Origin of the sequence: Streptomyces sp. SID5643 (genome assembly GCF_009872555.1) — a bacterium.
GTDB lineage: Bacteria > Actinomycetota > Actinomycetes > Streptomycetales > Streptomycetaceae > Streptomyces > Streptomyces iakyrus.
Genome location: NZ_WWIC01000237.1, coordinates 1 through 15,481, shown reverse-complemented (window position 1 = coordinate 15,481; position 15,481 = coordinate 1). Strand labels below are relative to the sequence as shown.

The window sequence follows — 15,481 nt, the reverse complement described above, 5'->3', positions numbered from 1 at the left end:
GGTCAGCCCATGCCCGGTCAGCCCATGCCCGGTCAGCCCTTCGCCCAGCCGGGACAACCGCAGCCGTACCCCGGGCCGCAGCAGCCGGCTCCCGGCCGGCCGGGCCCGTATCCGCAGCAGCCACAGCAGCCACAGTCCGGCCAGCCGTACCCACCGGCCGGACAGCCGTACGCCCAGCCCGGTCAGCCCTACGCCCAGCCGGGACAGCCGCAGCCGTACCCGCAGGCCGCGGGGCAGCCGCCCTACCCGCAACCGGGGCAGCCGGGGCAGCAGCCCGGGGCCGGGCAGCCGGCGGCCCACCCCGGTCAGCCGTACGCGCAGCCGGGGCAGTCCCCGGCCGCTCCCCCGCAGCCCGGCTACGGCTACCCGCAGCCCGACGGACAGACTCCCCCGCCCCCGCCTCCGTCGCAGTAATCACCTCACCCGATCGGCCCTTTTCCCGGGGCCGATCCCCGCCCGGCCCGCGCCGTTCCGACTCGGCGCGGGCCTCGGTGCGTTCAGGGGCGAATTCCGTTGCCAGGCCCTGGCCAGGAGCGCGTCAGTGGTCTCCACCAATGAGCGCGAAAAGCTCGCCAATTCGTTATTTCCGCAGGCCACAAGGGGTGAACGCGCCGTTGACGGGCGGAGACGGCCGCTGGTACACACACATCACGCAGCTGACAGCTGATCAACCCGTCCTTCCCGTCCGAGCGATGACGCGAGGTCCGACCATGGGCACGAACGATCAGAAACGCAGCCTCCCGCACGGCCTCCGGCTCGTCGCCCTGGCCGGGGCCGCAGCGCTCACCCTCACCGCCGGTCTCGCGACCCCGCTCGATCCGGCACCCCAGCAGGCCCGGGCGGCCGACGACGGCAAGAAGGTGCTGACCGTCGCCGTGGCGCAGAGCGTGGACTCGCTCAGCCCGTTCCTCGCGGTCCGGCTGCTCAGCACGAGCATCCACCGGCTCATGTACGAGTACCTGACCAACTACGACCCGAAGGACAACCACGCCATCCCGGGCCTGGCCACCAAGTGGGAGCCGTCGCCGGACAAGCTGACGTGGACGTACACGATCCGCGACAACTCCGAGTGGTCGGACGGCCGGCAGGCCACCGCCGAGGACGCGGCGTGGACCTTCAACAAGATGATGACCGACACGGGCGCCGCCACGGCGAACGGCAGCTACGTCGGGAACTTCAGGAAAGTGACGGCCCCGAGCCCCACCAAGCTGGTCATCGAGCTGAAGAAGCCGCAGGCCACGATGGCCGCTCTGGACGTGCCGATCGTGCCGAAGCACGTGTGGGAGAAGGTCTCGGACTTCTCCGAGTTCAACAACGACAAGAGCTTCCCCGTCGTGGGGAACGGGCCGTTCGTGCTGAGCGGCTACAAGGCCGACAGCCATGTCCGGCTCAAGGCCAACAAGAGCTTCTGGCGCGGGTCACCGAAGTTCGACGAGCTGGTCTTCCGCTACTACAAGGACCAGGACGCCGCCGTCTCCGCGCTGCGCAAGGGCGAGGTGTCCTTCGTCGCCGGGTCCCCGTCGCTGACGCCCGCTCAGGCGGAGTCCCTGAAGGGTGCCGACAACATCCAGGTCAACGACGCCCCGGGCCGCCGCTTCTACGCCCTCGCCACCAATCCGGGCGCCAAGGCCAAGAACGGCAAGAAGTTCGGCGACGGCCACCCCTCCCTGCTGGACCAGCGGGTGCGCAACGCCCTGTTCCGGGCCGTCGACCGCGAGGCCATCATCGACAAGGTGTTCCGGGGCCACGCCGTCGAGGGCGAGGGCTACATTCCGCCGCGCTTCCAGGACTACTTCTGGAAGCCGTCCGCAAGCCAGAAGCTGGCCTATGACCCGGCCGAGGCGGCCCGGCTCCTCGACCAGGCCGGGTACAAGAAGAACGGCGACGGCAAGCGCGTCGGCAAGGACGGCAAGCCGATCACCTACCGCGTGCTGTGCCACGCCACCGACCCGAACGACAAGGCGGTCGGCAAGTACCTCCAGGAGTGGTGGGGCGAACTCGGCATCGGCGTCCGGCTCAACTGCCTGGACAACGTGACCGACCCGTGGCTGGCCGGCAAGTACGACCTGGCGTTCGACGGCTGGTCGGTCAACCCCGACCCGGACTTCGTGCTGTCCATCCACACCTGCGGGGCCCTTCCGGCGACCCCCGAGGACACGGGCGCGACGGACAACTTCATCTGCGACAAGAAGTACGACGAGCTCTACGCCCGGCAGCTCACCGAGTACGACCCCGCCAAACGGGCGGACATCGTCAAGCAGATGGAGTCGCGGCTGTACGACCTCGGGTACATGAACGTCATGGCGTATCCGAACGCGGTCGAGGCCTTCCGGACGGACCAGATCAAGTCGATCACGACCATGCCGGCGAAGGCGGGCAACATCTACGGCCAGGACGGCTACTGGAGCTGGTGGTCGGCGGTGCCCGCGGACTCCGGCGGGTCGTCGGACAACGCGTCGTCGACGGGCGTCGTGGTCGGGATCGTCGCGGGGGTCGTGATCCTCGGCGGGCTCGGCGCCTTCGCGGCGATGCGGCGGCGGGCCACCGCCGAGGAACGCGAGTGAAGCGGCGAGCGGGTACCCATGACCGCTGACGCGACCCCCGCGCTGGTCGAGGACAAGCAGCAGGCGGCGGCCGGGCCGCGGGTACGCAGGAGTTCCGCGTACCCGCGGTACCTGGCGGGCAAGGTGGCCGGCGCCGCCGTGTCGCTGCTAGCCGTCCTCGTGACCAGCTTCTTCCTCTTCCGGCTGATCCCCGGCGATCCGGTGAAGACCATGACGGGCGGCCGTCAGGTGTCGGCGGAGCAGCTGGCCGCCTACCGCGAGGAGTTCGGGCTCGACCTGCCGCTGTGGCGGCAGTTCACGGACTACTGCGGCAAGGCGCTCACGGGTGACTTCGGGACGTCGTACCAGTTCCGCGCCCCGGTCGTCGACAAGATCACCGAGGCGCTGCCGAACACCCTGCTGCTCACGGGGACGGCGTTCGTCCTCTACACGGCGCTGGGCATCTTCCTCGGCACGCGCTCGGCGTGGCGGCACGGGAAGCCGGCCGACCGCGTCAACACGGGCCTCGCGCTGACGCTGTACTCCATCCCGTCCTTCTGGCTCGGACTGCTGCTGATCATCGTGCTGTCGGTGGGCATCGGCCCGCTGCCCGGCATGTTCCCGACCGGCGGCATGGAGTCGGGCGGTGAGGAGGGCTTCGCATACGTCCTCGACGTGGCGCACCATCTGGTGCTTCCGGTGGTGACGCTGGTGGCCGTGGAGTACGGGCAGACGCTGCTGGTCACGCGGTCGGCGCTGCTGGACGAGATGGGCAGCGACTATCTGACGACCGCACGGGCCAAGGGGCTGCGCGACGACCTCGTCCGCCGTCGGCACGCCGTGCCGAACGCACTGCTGCCGACCGTGACCCTGATCTTCATCAACCTCGGCCGGACGGTGGCGGGCGTGATCCTCGTGGAGACGGTGTTCTCCTGGCCGGGCCTGGGCGGGCTGTTCTACCAGGCGCTGAGCGTGCCCGACCTGCCGCTCGTGCAGGGCCTGTTCTTCGTGTTCGCCGCCGCGGTGATCCTGATGAACACCCTCGCCGACCTGGTCTATCCGCTGCTGGACCCCCGGGTGGCCCGATGACGACGACGACCGGCACGGCCCCGAGCCCGCGCGCCCTGGCCCGGCAGCGCCGCCGGGCCTCCGTCGCCCGCTTCTGGCGGCAGTACCGCTCCGAACGGGCGGGGCTCTACGGCCTGACCGCGCTGTCGCTGTGCGCGCTGCTGGCGCTGTTCGCACCCCTGTTCGTCGGCTCCGACGTGAGCAGCGTGACGGACGCGCCGGGGCGTCCGATGCAGAGCCCGAGCACCGAGTTCCCGCTCGGCACCGACCAGTTCGGCCGGGACCTGCTGGGCCTGGTGATCTGGGGCTCACGGGTGTCGCTGCTGGTCGGGCTGCTCGCGGCCGTGCTGTCGGTCGCGATCGGCACCCTGATCGGGGTGACGGCGGGGCACTTCAAGGGCTGGTACGCGACGGTGATGATGCGCATCACCGACTGGTTCCTGGTCATGCCGACGCTGGTGCTGGCGATCGCCCTGGCGACCGTGATGTCCCGCTCCCTGACCACGACCGTCATCGCGATCGGTGTCACGACCTGGCCGACCACGGCCCGGCTGGTGCGCGCCCAGACCCTCGCGGTGGAGACCCGGCCGTACATCGAGCGGGCGCAGGCGCTGGGCGGCGGGCACTGGCACATCATGTCCCGGCACGTGCTGCCCAACGTGATGCCGCTGGTCCTGGCCCAGACGACCCTGATCATCTCCTCGGCCATCCTCGCGGAGGCGACCCTCGCCTTCCTCGGCCTGGGCGACCCCACGGTCGTGTCGTGGGGCGGGCTGCTCCAGGACGCGCGCGAGGCGGGCGCGGTCAGTTCCGGGGACTGGTGGTACCTGGTGCCGCCGGGCATCGCCATCGCCGTGGTGGCGCTGGCGTTCACGCTGTGCGGGCGGGCCGTGGAGTCGGTCCTCAACCCCAGGCTGGGGGTGCCGCGTTGAGTCTGCTCGACGTCAGGAACCTGACCGTGACGTACGCGGGCGGGGCGGCCGCCGTACGCGGGGTCGATCTGCGCCTGGAGGCGGGCCGCAAGCTCGGCCTCGCCGGGGAGTCCGGCTGCGGCAAGTCCACGCTGGCACTGGCTCTGCTGCGGCTGCTGCCGGCGGGCGCGCGGATCACCGGCGAGGTGCTGCTCGACGGCGAGGACGTGCTGGCCATGAAGTGGGGCCGGGTCCGGGCGGTCCGCTGGGCCGGGGCCTCCGTCGTCTTCCAGGGCGCGATGCACTCCCTCAACGCGGTGCACCGCATCGGCGACCAGATCGCCGAGCCGATCCTGCTGCACAAGAAGGCGACCCCGGCAGGGGCGAAGAGGAAGACCGGCGAGCTGCTGGAGCAGGTCGGGCTGCCCGCCGCCCGCGCCGGCGCCTATCCGCACGAGCTGTCCGGCGGCCAGCGCCAGCGCGTCATGATCGCCATGGCCCTGGCCTGCGATCCCCGGCTGATCATCGCCGACGAGCCGACGACCGCACTCGACGTGATGATCCAGGCCCAGATCCTCCGGCTCATCGAGCAGCTCGTCACGGGCCAGGACCTCGGTCTGATCATGATCAGCCATGACCTGGCGGTCCTCGCCGACACCTGCGACCGGCTGGCGGTGATGTACGCGGGCCGGGTGGTCGAGGAGGGCCCTGCCGCCCAGGTGTACGCGGACGCACGGCACCCGTACGCCCGGGCCCTGTCGGCCGCGTTCCCCCGCATCGGCGACCCGGTGTCCCGGTTCGCGCCGCAGGGGTTGGCGGGCGACCCGCCGGACCCGGCCGCGCTGCCGTCCGGGTGCACGTTCCATCCGCGCTGCCCGGTGGCGCTGGAGTCGTGCCCGGAGCAGGACCCGCTCCTGCGGACGGCGGGGCCGGAACGCCGGGCGGCGTGCGTGCTGGTCGGGCCGCCGGCGGACGCACCCCTCGGCGCCCGAGAGGAACCAGAGCCCCTGGAGGAAGCGAGGCCCGGCACGCCATGACCACATCACCCACGGCTCCCGAGGCCACCACGGCCCCGCTGCTGAGCGCCCAGGACCTCTACGTCACCTTCCCCGGACGGCACGGCGGCCCCCGGGCCCGCGCGGTGGACGGCGTCGACCTCGACATCCGCCCCGGCGAGATCGTCGCGCTGGTCGGCGAGTCCGGCTGCGGCAAGACGACCCTGGCCCGCAGCCTGCTCGGACTGGTCGAGCCGACGGCGGGCCGGGTCACCTTCGACGGCCGCCCCCTGGACTACTCCGGCCGGTCCCTCAAGGCCTACCGCAAACGCGTCCAGCTGGTCCTCCAGGACCCGAGCGGCTCGCTCAACCCCCGGCACACGGTGTACGACGCGGTCGCCGAGGGCCTGCGCATCCACGGCTACGGCGGCGACGAACGCACGGCGGTCTCCGAGGCCCTGTCCCGGGCGGGCCTGCGCCCCCCGGAGCGCTTCTTCCTGCGCTACCCGCACGAACTGTCCGGCGGACAGCGCCAGCGCGTCGTCATCGCCGGGGCGCTCGTCCTGGAACCCGAACTCCTCGTCGCCGACGAGCCGGTGGCGTCCCTCGACGCCTCGGTGCGCGGCGAGATCCTCGCCCTGCTGCTCCGGCTGCGCGCCGAACTGGGCCTGTCCGCGCTGGTGGTCACGCACGATCTGGGCCTGGCGTGGAACATCGCGGACCGGGTCGCCGTGATGTACCTGGGCCGGATCGTGGAAACGGGCGCGGTGGAACAGGTCCTGACGGCACCGCGGCATCCCTACACGCAGGCCCTGCTGTCGGTCCTTCCGGAGGCCCCGGGCGCCCCGGTCGTCCTCACCGGCGAGCCCCCGGATCCGTCCCGTGTCCCGCCCGGCTGCCGCTTCCACGCCCGCTGCCAGATCCTGGCGGGTGGAGAGGCGGAGCGGGCGGGCGTGGCGGACGCGTGCCGGCACCAAGACTTGGCGGTGCTGAGCGGGAGCGGGACATCGCAGGTGGCTTGCCACTGGGCAGCTGCAGATGCGCCCCAGAGGGGCGCGGGGAACCTCGCGACAAGCCCCCACACACCCGCAGACGGCCCACAAGGAGACTAGGCAGCCCCCTCAGCCGCCACCAACTCCCTGCACTTCTCGACGTCCTGCCCCATCTGAACCAGCAGCGCGTCCAGCGTCTCGAACGTCGCCTGCCCCCGCACGAACGCCAAGAAGTCGACCGCGACATGCAACCCGTACAGATCGAGCCCGACCCGGTCGATGGCATACGCCTCCACCGTCCGCTCGGTCCCCTCGAACTGCGGGTTCGTGCCCACGGAGATCGCCGCCGGCATCGCCTCGCCCTGGGCGTGCAGCCAGCCGGCATACACACCGTCGGCCGGGACGGCCGTGTGCGGCAGCGTCTCGACGTTGGCCGTCGGGAAGCCCAGTTCGCGTCCGCGCTGGGCGCCCCGGACGACGACGCCCTCCACCCGGTGCGGCCGGCCGAGGATCTCCGCCGCGCCCTCGACGTCGCCCTCGGCGACCAGCCGCCGCGTCAGCGTGGAGGAGAACGGCTCGCCGCCGCCCGCCGCGCCGGTCACGTACAGGTCGACGACCTCGACCTCGAAGTCGTAGGTCTTGCCCTGCGCGGCGAGGAACTCCACGTTTCCGGCGGCCTTGTGGCCGAAGCGGAAGTTGGGGCCCTCGACGACCGCCTTGGCGTGCAGCTTGTCGACCAGGACCTTGACGACGAAGTCGGCCGGGGACAGCTGCGAGAACTCGGTCGTGAAGGGGAGGATGAGCACCGCGTCCACACCCAGGTCGGCCATGAGTTCGGCGCGGCGGTGGTGCGGGGCGAGCAGCGGCGGGTGGCTGCCGGGGCGGACGACCTCGCTCGGGTGCGGGTCGAAGGTGACGACGACGGCGGGCACGCCCAGCTCCCGGGCGCGGTCCACGGCATGCCGGATGATCAGCTGGTGCCCGCGGTGCACTCCGTCGTAGGAGCCGATGGTGACGACGCTGCGCCCCCAGTCCTGGGGGATGTCCTCCAAGCCACGCCAGCGCTGCACTGTGCCTGCTCCTTGTCGAAAGCTCGTCGAACCCGTGTCCGGTCGGTTGTCCGTGATTGCCTCGTGCGCAGGTCTAAGGGTGCCATGCCGGGTGCCTCCTGCCCGCATCGGCATGGGGGCTGTGACAGGGCGCACGACACCGCACTGCGGCCCGGCGCCCCGAGGCCGGTCACACGGGCACGCCCGCGCCCGCCAGGTTCTCGATCATCCGGTGGGAGCTCGGCCCGACCAGCGCCGCCCACTCCTCGGGCGCCTCGGCCAGCCAGGCGGCCGCGCGGGCTGCGAAGCCGGGCACGTGCCGGCCCAGGTCGACCAGGGCACGGTCGAAGCGGGTGGCGCCCTCCGGGGTGCGCACGAGGAGCAGTCCGATGCGGTGGACGAGGTCGCGCAGGTCGTCCCCGCCGTTGCGGGCGGCGGCGTGCAGGAGCGCGTCCAGGACGTCGGTGTCGTGCTCGCGGGAGAGGAGCGCCTCGCGCAGTTCACGGCGCAGCGGACGCGAGGCGGGGATGCCGGGCGGGGTGAGGACGGCGGCCAGGGCGCAGCGCAGCCGCACCGGGCCCTCCTCCAGCAGGCCCGTGATCAGCGGCAGGAGCACGGGCCGGGCGGCGGGGCCCCGGTCGAGCCGCTGGTCGGCGTACGCGGCGGTGTGCCCGGCGAGTTCCGGCCGCAGGGCGGCCGCCCGGCACACCACTGCGGCGACCCGCCGGGCCAGGCCGGGCGGGGCGGCGTCGGCGAGCGCCCGCAGGGCCTCCTCCCCGTCCGGCCGCTCCAGGCGGGCCGCGAAGGCCCCGAGGACCGGCTCGGGGTCGGTCAGGAGGGCTCCGGCCAGCGCGTCCGGTGAGAACCGCGGGTCGCCCGCCGCGAAGTGCTCCAGCGCCCGCGGGAGGTAGCGGGCCCGGGTGTGGGGGTCCTGGACGAGGAGGGCGAGGGCGCCGCCGTGCAGGGCACGGTCGGCGGGCCGGGCGAGCAGGGTGAGGGCCGCGTAGCGCAGGAGGGCGCGGTCGCCTCCGGTGCTCACGTGCGGCGCGACGCGCAGTCCGTGCGCCACGGCGGCGCTCCGCCGCACCGGCCGCTCGTCGCGCGCCCACCGGTCGACGGCCCGGCACACGCCCGACGGCTCCTCCTCGGCCAGCACGGCGAGCAGTTCGTCGGCCCGCCGGTGCGCACGGTCGACGAGCACGTCCGTCAGAGCGTCCAGGGTTCCGTGGCGGTGGGTGTGGAGGAGCGCCTGGGCGGCCGTGGCCACGGTCGCGTGCGGGGTGGCGGGCAGCGGCTGCTCGTCGTCGAACCAGCGGGCGAGCTGCGGTTGCACGGCCGCGGGGTCGGCGGCGAGGAGTCCGGCGACGGCGTCCAGGAAGCGGGGTCCGGCCTCGCACGGCGGCCCGTCGGCGTGGACCAGCCGCCGCAGCAGGGCGCAGCGGGCCTCCTCCGGGAGCCTGACGCCGGTCCAGAAGGCGGGCCCGAGCTCCTCCGGGACGGGCCGCTCCTGCCGCCGCCAGGCCACGATCCGGTCGGCGAGCAGCCGCAGCACCTCCGTGTACGGCGCCGCGTCGGGCAGGGCCGACAGCGTCCCGGCGAGCAGCCGGGCGGCCCACCAGGAGTGCGGGTCGGCGTCCAGGGCGTGCACCAGGTCGGCAAGGCGGGAAGCCAGTTGACCGGGGCTGTGCCGGCGGCCGAGGTAGAGCAGGGCCTGGACGACCGGCCCGATGCGGTGGTGCGGCACGGGATCGGACTGCGCGTCCTCGTCCTCGGCTCGGTGGACGAGGGCGTGCAGGGCTTCGTCGAGGTCGAGATGCATGCCCTGGAGCCAGTCGGCGAGCCCTTCGTGCGCGAAGCGGTAGCCGGGGCCGGCGGGCACGAGCAGGCCCTCGGCGAGCACGGCCGACGCCCAGCCGCTGCCTCCGCCGAGCCGCGCCGGGGCGGTCCCCCACGGGAACACGTCCGCGAAGACCTCCGGGTCCAGGTCCGCCGGCCCCGGGCCGAGGCTGCGCCGGGCGGCCTCGTGCACCTGCCCGGCGACCTTCGCGGCCAGACGGCGTACGGCGGTGCCGTGCAGGCCGTCGCCTGCGGCCAGGCGCTGGGCGATCCGCAGCGACATCAGGTCGAGGTAGGCCGCGAAGACGTCGTTCCGGTCGACCGCTGCCCCCTCGGGGGGCTCGGTGAGGGCCGCCCGGACCTCGGCGAGCAGACCGAGGGTGAGGGGGTGCCGGGCGTCGGCCGGGGCGAGGGCGTGATCGCCCAGGCCGTGGCGCCGGTGCGCCTCCCGCGCCTCGCTCTCGGTGAGGTCGCCGAGACCCAGGCACGGCTGCGCGGGAAAGGGCGCGCTCTCCCAGTACTCCGCCCGGCACGCCACCACCAGCCGGGCTCCCGTCTCCCGCAGCCACCGCGTGGTCCCGTCCATCCAGTCGGCCGGACGGCGGGCCAGGGCCGGGGGCATCTCCTCGGGGCCGTCGAGCAGGAGCAGCAGCGGGCGGCCCTCGGACCGGGCCAGGTGGGCCAGGAGCTCGGGCGTGATGTCACCCGGGCCGGCCGGGGCGGAGGCGGCCACGGCGGGGGCGGCCCGGTTCAGCGCCCGGTGGGCCGCGTCCGCCACCGACGCGTCGCCGTCCCGCAGTTCACTGCCGCGCAGCCAGAGCGTGGGCTGCCCGTCCCGCCGGCGGCGCGCGGCGAGCGCCGCGAGTTCCGTCGTACGACCGCTGCCCGGTGGGCCGACGAGGCCGAGCACGGTCGCAGGGCCGCCCGCGAACGCGTCGATCCCGGCCGCCACGGCCGCCCGTTCGACCGGTTGCGGGACGCCGGTTCCGCCGGGCGGTCCCTCCAGGGCCACCGAGGCGGCGGTCAGGTCCAGCACCCCGGCCAGATTGAGGTCCGCGCCGTAGGCGGGAACCGTCGCCGCGTTCTCCGCGAGGACGCCGGCCAGCGGCTGCGCGGCACCGGCGAGCCGGGAACGCAGGGGTACGGCGAATCCGACGTCGCGGTGATCGGAGCTGAGGGCGGTGCCCAGCACCCCCACCACGGCGCCGGTCCCGGCGTCGAGCACCGGGCCGCCGGCCGCCCCGCCGCCCAGCCGCAGCGCGTCCCGCCCCGCCGTGCCGACCGCCAGTTCCAGCGCGGCGTCGAGGCGGTGGAAGCGGTCCGTGGCCGCGTACGTCACCGAGGTCGAGCCCAGCAGCCGTGCCTCGCGCCAGCCACCGGCTGCGATCCGCACGTAGGTGCCGGTCCTGGCCCCCTCCCGCACGGTGACGGGCAGCGGCGGCACACCGAGCCCCTCGGTCCGTACGAGGGCCAGGTCCAGCTCGGGCAGTGGGGTGACCGCGTCGGCGGACACGACCCGGCGGCGGTCGCCGGCGCCGTACAGGACGAGCCGGGGCAGGCCGTCGACGGCCTCGTGGCTGGTGATCAGCGTGCCGTGGTGGTCGGCCAGGAAGCCGGTGCCGCGGGGGCGGCCGGCCAGGTCGTGGATGCGGACGAGGGCATCGCCGGGGACCGCCCCGTCCTCGTGCCGTACTGGTCCGGGGAGGTCCGTGGAGCCTTGTGGGCTGTCGTCCGTCTCCCGGGACCGGTTCCGCGACGCCATCGTCGAGCCTCCCCGCCGTACACCCGTGCCCTCGTGTTCGACAGTAGGGGCGGGATGATCAGCGGGACAGATCGCTCTGCGAAAGCGCCCCCTTCCGCTCCCCCGGTTCACTCCGAGCGCCCGCACGGACGGGTGAAGGACCGGGGGCGGCTGGATACACCCTAGGGGTGGGGGAACCGAGGGGGGACCGTGGAGCGGCGGCAGTGGAGGTACCCCGTGGCTGCCGCTCCACGGGCGGAGACCGGGCCCCGGTTCCTCCCGTCAGGCGAAGACGGCCAGGCTCTTGGCCTTGCCCCGGTGCTCCTCCACCAGCGCGAGGAAGCGGCCCTCCGGGTCGAAGACGGCGACCGGGCCGGAGCCCGCGTACGTCTCGGGCATCTCCAGCCGCACGCCGTTGGTGAGCAGCTTGGCCCGGCGGGCGTCGACGTCCCAGCGGGGGAACGCTGCCGCGGCGGCGTCGGCGATGGGCATCACGGTCAGCTCCTGCTGGAGCTGGTCGAGGGTGCGGGCCGCGTCCAGCTTGTAGGGGCCGACGCGGGTGCGGCGCAGTGCGGTGAGGTGACCGCCGACGCCCAGGCCGGCGCCCAGGTCGCGGGCGAGGGCGCGGATGTAGGTGCCGGAGGAGCAGACGACCGAGACGACCAGGTCGAGGACGGCCGTGCCGTCGTCGGCGACGGCGTCCCGCACGTCGTACACGCCGAAGGACGAGACGGTGACCGGCCGGGCCGGGATCTCGAACTCCTCGCCCTCCCGGGCCCGCTTGTACGACCGCACGCCGTTGATCTTGATGGCGCTGACCTTGGACGGCACCTGCATGATGTCGCCGGTCAGCGCGGCGATGCCGGCGTCGATGGCGTCGCGGGTGACCTCGGAGGCGTCCACGGAGGAGGTGATCTCGCCCTCGGCGTCGTCCGTGAGGGTGTTCTGCCCGAGCCGGATGGTGCCCAGGTACTCCTTCTCGGTCAGCGCGAGGTGGCCGAGGAGCTTGGTGGCCTTCTCGACGCCGAGGACGAGGACGCCCGTCGCCATCGGGTCGAGGGTGCCGGCGTGCCCGACGCGCCGCGTTCTGGCGATGCCGCGCATCTTGGCGACGACGTCGTGCGAAGTGAAGCCCGACGGCTTGTCGACGATGACAAGGCCGTCGGGCGTGGTGTGCTTCTGGGTCATTCTGCGCCGGTGTCCGTCTCGTCGTCCTCGTCGGGCTTGCGGTACGGGTCGGCGTCGCCGGCGTACTTGGCGCCCGCGGACGCCTCGCGCACCTTCTCGTCGGACTGGCGCGCCTTGTCGAGGAGGTCCTCGATGGTGCGGGCGTTGTCCGGGAGGGCGTCCATGACGAAGGCCAGGGTCGGCGTGAACTTCACACCCGCGGCCCGGCCCACCTCGGAGCGCAGGATGCCCTTGGCGCTCTCCAGGCCGGCGGCGGCCGCCGCGCGCTCCTCGTCGTCCCCGTACACCGTGTAGAAGACGGTCGCCTCCCTGAGGTCGCCCGTGACCCGGGTGTCCGTGATGGTGACGTGCGAGCCGAGCCGCGGGTCCTTGATCCCGCGCTGCAGCTTCTGGGCCACCACCTCTCGGATGAGGTCCGCCAGCCTCTTGGCACGCGCGTTGTCGGCCACTGGTCCGTCTCCTTAAGTGCTTACTTGTTGCTTCAGTCTTCGTCGCTGTGGAGCCTGCGTCGAACCGAGAGCAGTTCGACTTCGGGCCGCCCCGCGACGAGCCGCTCACAGCGGTCCAGGACGTCGGTGAGGTGTCCCGTCTCCCCCGAGACCACCGCGAGCCCGATCTCGGCCCTGCGGTGGAGGTCCTGGTTCCCCGTCTCGGCCGCGCTCACCCCGTACTTGCGCTGGAGCTCGGCGACGATCGGACGGATCAGAGAGCGTTTCTCCTTGAGCGAGTGGACGTCGCCGAGGAGCAGATCGAAGGACAGAGTCCCCACATACATGTGTGTATCCGGATGTCCCGCCGGTTCGGGGTACGGGCGCCACGCTTCGACGCCGATACGGGAACCGTACACGCAACGGCCGGGGCCGATCGACGGAATAACTCCCGCCGACCGGCCCCGATCGTGACTCAGGTCAGACGCGCGGCTTCTCGCGCATCTCGTACGTCGCGATGACGTCGTCGACCTTGATGTCGTTGAAGTTGCCGAGGTTGATACCGCCCTCGAACCCTTCGCGGATCTCGGTGACGTCGTCCTTGAAGCGACGCAGGCCCTCGATGTTGAGGTTCTCCGCGACCACCTTGCCGTCGCGGATGAGGCGCGCCTTGGTGTTGCGCTTGACCTCGCCGGAGCGGATGAGGACACCCGCGATGTTGCCCAGCTTGGACGACTTGAAGACCTCGCGGATCTCCGCCGTACCGAGCTCGACCTCTTCGTACTCCGGCTTGAGCATGCCCTTGAGGGCCGCCTCGATCTCCTCGATCGCCTGGTAGATGACCGAGTAGTACCGGACGTCGACACCCTCGCGCTCGGCCATCTGCTGCGCACGCCCGGCGGCGCGCACGTTGAAGCCGATGACGATGGCGTCGGAGCCCATGGCCAGGTCGATGTCGGACTCCGTGACCGCACCGACGCCGCGGTGCAGGACGCGGATGTCGACCTCTTCGCCGACGTCCAGCTGGAGCAGCGAGGACTCCAGCGCCTCGACGGATCCGGAAGCGTCACCCTTGATGATCAGGTTCAGCTGCTGGACCTCGCCGGCCTTCAGCACCTTGTCCAGGTCCTCCAGCGACACGCGGCGCGTGCGCTTGGCGAACGCGGCGTTGCGCTCACGGGCGGCGCGCTTCTCGGCGATCTGACGGGCCGTACGGTCCTCGTCGACCACCAGGAAGTTGTCGCCCGCACCCGGGACGTTGGTCAGGCCCAGGACCTGAACCGGCGTCGAGGGACCGGCCTCGGCGACGCTGTTGCCGTTGTCGTCGTGCATCGCCCGCACGCGGCCGTACGCGTCGCCGACCACCATGGTGTCGCCGACCCGCAGGGTGCCGCGCTGGACGAGGACCGTCGACACGGCACCGCGGCCGCGGTCGAGACGGGACTCGATCGAGATGCCCTGCGCGTCCTGGTGCGGGTTGGCCCGCAGGTCGAGCGAGGCGTCGGCCGTGAGGATCACGGCCTCCAGCAGGGAGTCGATGTGCAGACCCTGCTTGGCGGAGATGTCGACGAACATGGTGTCGCCGCCGTACTCCTCGGCCACCAGGCCGTACTCGGTCAGCTGACCGCGCACCTTGGTCGGGTCGGCACCCTCGACGTCGATCTTGTTGACCGCGACGACGATCGGGACCTCGGCCGCCTTGGCGTGGTTGAGCGCCTCGACCGTCTGCGGCATGACGCCGTCGTTGGCCGCGACGACCAGGATCGCGATGTCCGTCGAGCGCGCACCACGGGCACGCATGGCGGTGAACGCCTCGTGACCCGGGGTGTCGATGAAGGTGATCTTGCGCTCTTCTTCGTTGACCTCGGTCGCGACCTGGTAGGCACCGATGTGCTGGGTGATGCCGCCGGCCTCGCCCGCGATGACGTTCGTCTTGCGGATGGCGTCGAGGAGCCGGGTCTTACCGTGGTCGACGTGACCCATGACGGTGACGACGGGCGGGCGGACCATCAGGTCCTCCTCGTCGCCCTCGTCCTCGCCGAACTCGATGTCGAAGGACTCCAGGAGCTCGCGGTCCTCCTCCTCGGGGCTGACGATCTGAACCGTGTAGTTCATCTCGTCGGCGAGGAGCTGCAGCGTCTCGTCGGAGACGGACTGCGTGGCCGTGACCATCTCGCCGAGGTTCATCATGACCGCGACGAGCGACGCCGGGTTGGCGTTGATCTTCTCCGCGAAGTCGGTGAGGGAGGCACCGCGCGACAGGCGAACGGTCTCGCCGTTGCCGCGAGGCAGCATCACACCGCCGACCGACGGGGCCTGCATGGCCTCGTACTCCTGGCGCCTCTGCCGCTTCGACTTGCGGCCACGACGCGCGGGACCACCGGGACGACCGAAGGCACCCTGCGTGCCACCACGGCCGCCGGGACCGCCGGGACGGCCACCGAAGCCGGGACGGCCACCGCCGCCGGGACCACCGGGACGACCGGCGAAACCGCCGCCACCGCCACCGGGACCACCGGGACGACCGGCGAAACCGCCACCGCCGCCACCGGGACGACCGGCGAAGCCGCCGCCACCCGGACGACCGCCGCCGCCACCGGGACGACCGCCGCCACCGGGACCGCGGCCACCGGGGCCACCGCCGCCGGGACGCGGGCCGGCAGCAGGACGCTGCGGCATCATGCCGGGGTTGGGACGCGGGCCACCGGGACCGCCGCCGGGACGCGGACC

Annotated in this window: 12 protein-coding genes; 5 read left to right on the top strand and 7 right to left on the bottom strand. The window is 72.7% G+C overall.

Going from position 1 to position 15,481, the window contains the following annotated elements; translation table 11 throughout:
• A partial coding sequence (locus GTY56_RS41200) for a hypothetical protein (protein ID WP_161367825.1) occupies positions 1-300 on the bottom strand: 300 nt, incomplete at its 3' end.
• Positions 301-710: 410 nt separating this feature from the next.
• Between GTY56_RS41200 and GTY56_RS26450 the strand changes: the two genes are divergently transcribed.
• Genes GTY56_RS26450 through GTY56_RS26430 form a run of 5 tightly spaced genes read left to right on the top strand, consistent with a single transcriptional unit; the run spans position 711 to position 6,629 of the window.
• Complete coding sequence (locus tag GTY56_RS26450) at positions 711-2,564, top strand: ABC transporter substrate-binding protein (RefSeq protein ID WP_161367824.1); 1,854 nt, start codon at positions 711-713, stop codon at positions 2,562-2,564.
• Between the two features lie 18 nt (positions 2,565-2,582).
• Positions 2,583-3,632 carry an ABC transporter permease gene (locus GTY56_RS26445; RefSeq protein ID WP_161367823.1) on the top strand — a complete coding sequence of 350 codons (1,050 nt, stop codon included), beginning with the start codon at positions 2,583-2,585 and terminating at the stop codon, positions 3,630-3,632.
• On the top strand, positions 3,629-4,543 hold the full coding sequence (locus GTY56_RS26440; RefSeq protein WP_161367822.1) for an ABC transporter permease: 915 nt from the start codon (positions 3,629-3,631) through the stop codon (positions 4,541-4,543). The genes GTY56_RS26445 and GTY56_RS26440 overlap by 4 nt, the downstream gene beginning before the upstream one ends.
• Entirely contained in the window at positions 4,540-5,559 is a 1,020-nt protein-coding gene (locus tag GTY56_RS26435; RefSeq protein ID WP_161367821.1) for an ABC transporter ATP-binding protein, read from the top strand. The genes GTY56_RS26440 and GTY56_RS26435 overlap by 4 nt, the downstream gene beginning before the upstream one ends.
• Positions 5,556-6,629 carry an ABC transporter ATP-binding protein gene (locus GTY56_RS26430; RefSeq protein WP_161367820.1) on the top strand — a complete coding sequence of 358 codons (1,074 nt, stop codon included), beginning with the start codon at positions 5,556-5,558 and terminating at the stop codon, positions 6,627-6,629. Before GTY56_RS26435 ends, GTY56_RS26430 begins: the two co-directional genes overlap by 4 nt.
• On the opposite strand, the gene GTY56_RS26425 is transcribed toward GTY56_RS26430, so the two are convergent.
• From GTY56_RS26425 to infB, 6 genes are all read right to left on the bottom strand, one after another.
• Complete coding sequence (locus GTY56_RS26425; protein ID WP_161367819.1) at positions 6,626-7,579, bottom strand: bifunctional riboflavin kinase/FAD synthetase; 954 nt, start codon at positions 7,577-7,579, stop codon at positions 6,626-6,628. The genes GTY56_RS26430 and GTY56_RS26425 overlap by 4 nt on opposite strands.
• A gap of 169 nt (positions 7,580-7,748) precedes the next feature.
• A complete protein-coding gene (locus GTY56_RS26420) occupies positions 7,749-11,156 on the bottom strand; it encodes a S1 family peptidase (RefSeq protein ID WP_161367818.1) in 3,408 nt (1,135 codons plus the stop codon).
• Between the two features lie 261 nt (positions 11,157-11,417).
• On the bottom strand, positions 11,418-12,323 hold the full coding sequence (gene truB / locus GTY56_RS26415; protein WP_161367817.1) for a tRNA pseudouridine(55) synthase TruB: 906 nt from the start codon (positions 12,321-12,323) through the stop codon (positions 11,418-11,420).
• Positions 12,320-12,772, bottom strand: coding sequence for a 30S ribosome-binding factor RbfA (rbfA, locus tag GTY56_RS26410; protein WP_033313042.1), 453 nt, complete (start codon positions 12,770-12,772; stop codon positions 12,320-12,322). Before rbfA ends, truB begins: the two co-directional genes overlap by 4 nt.
• 32 nt (positions 12,773-12,804) lie before the next feature.
• Positions 12,805-13,098, bottom strand: a complete 294-nt coding sequence (locus GTY56_RS26405) for a DUF503 domain-containing protein (RefSeq protein WP_161367816.1) — start codon at positions 13,096-13,098, stop codon at positions 12,805-12,807.
• A gap of 133 nt (positions 13,099-13,231) precedes the next feature.
• Positions 13,232-15,481: translation initiation factor IF-2 (gene infB, locus GTY56_RS26400; protein WP_202510770.1), on the bottom strand; the 2,250-nt coding region annotated here is incomplete at its 5' end.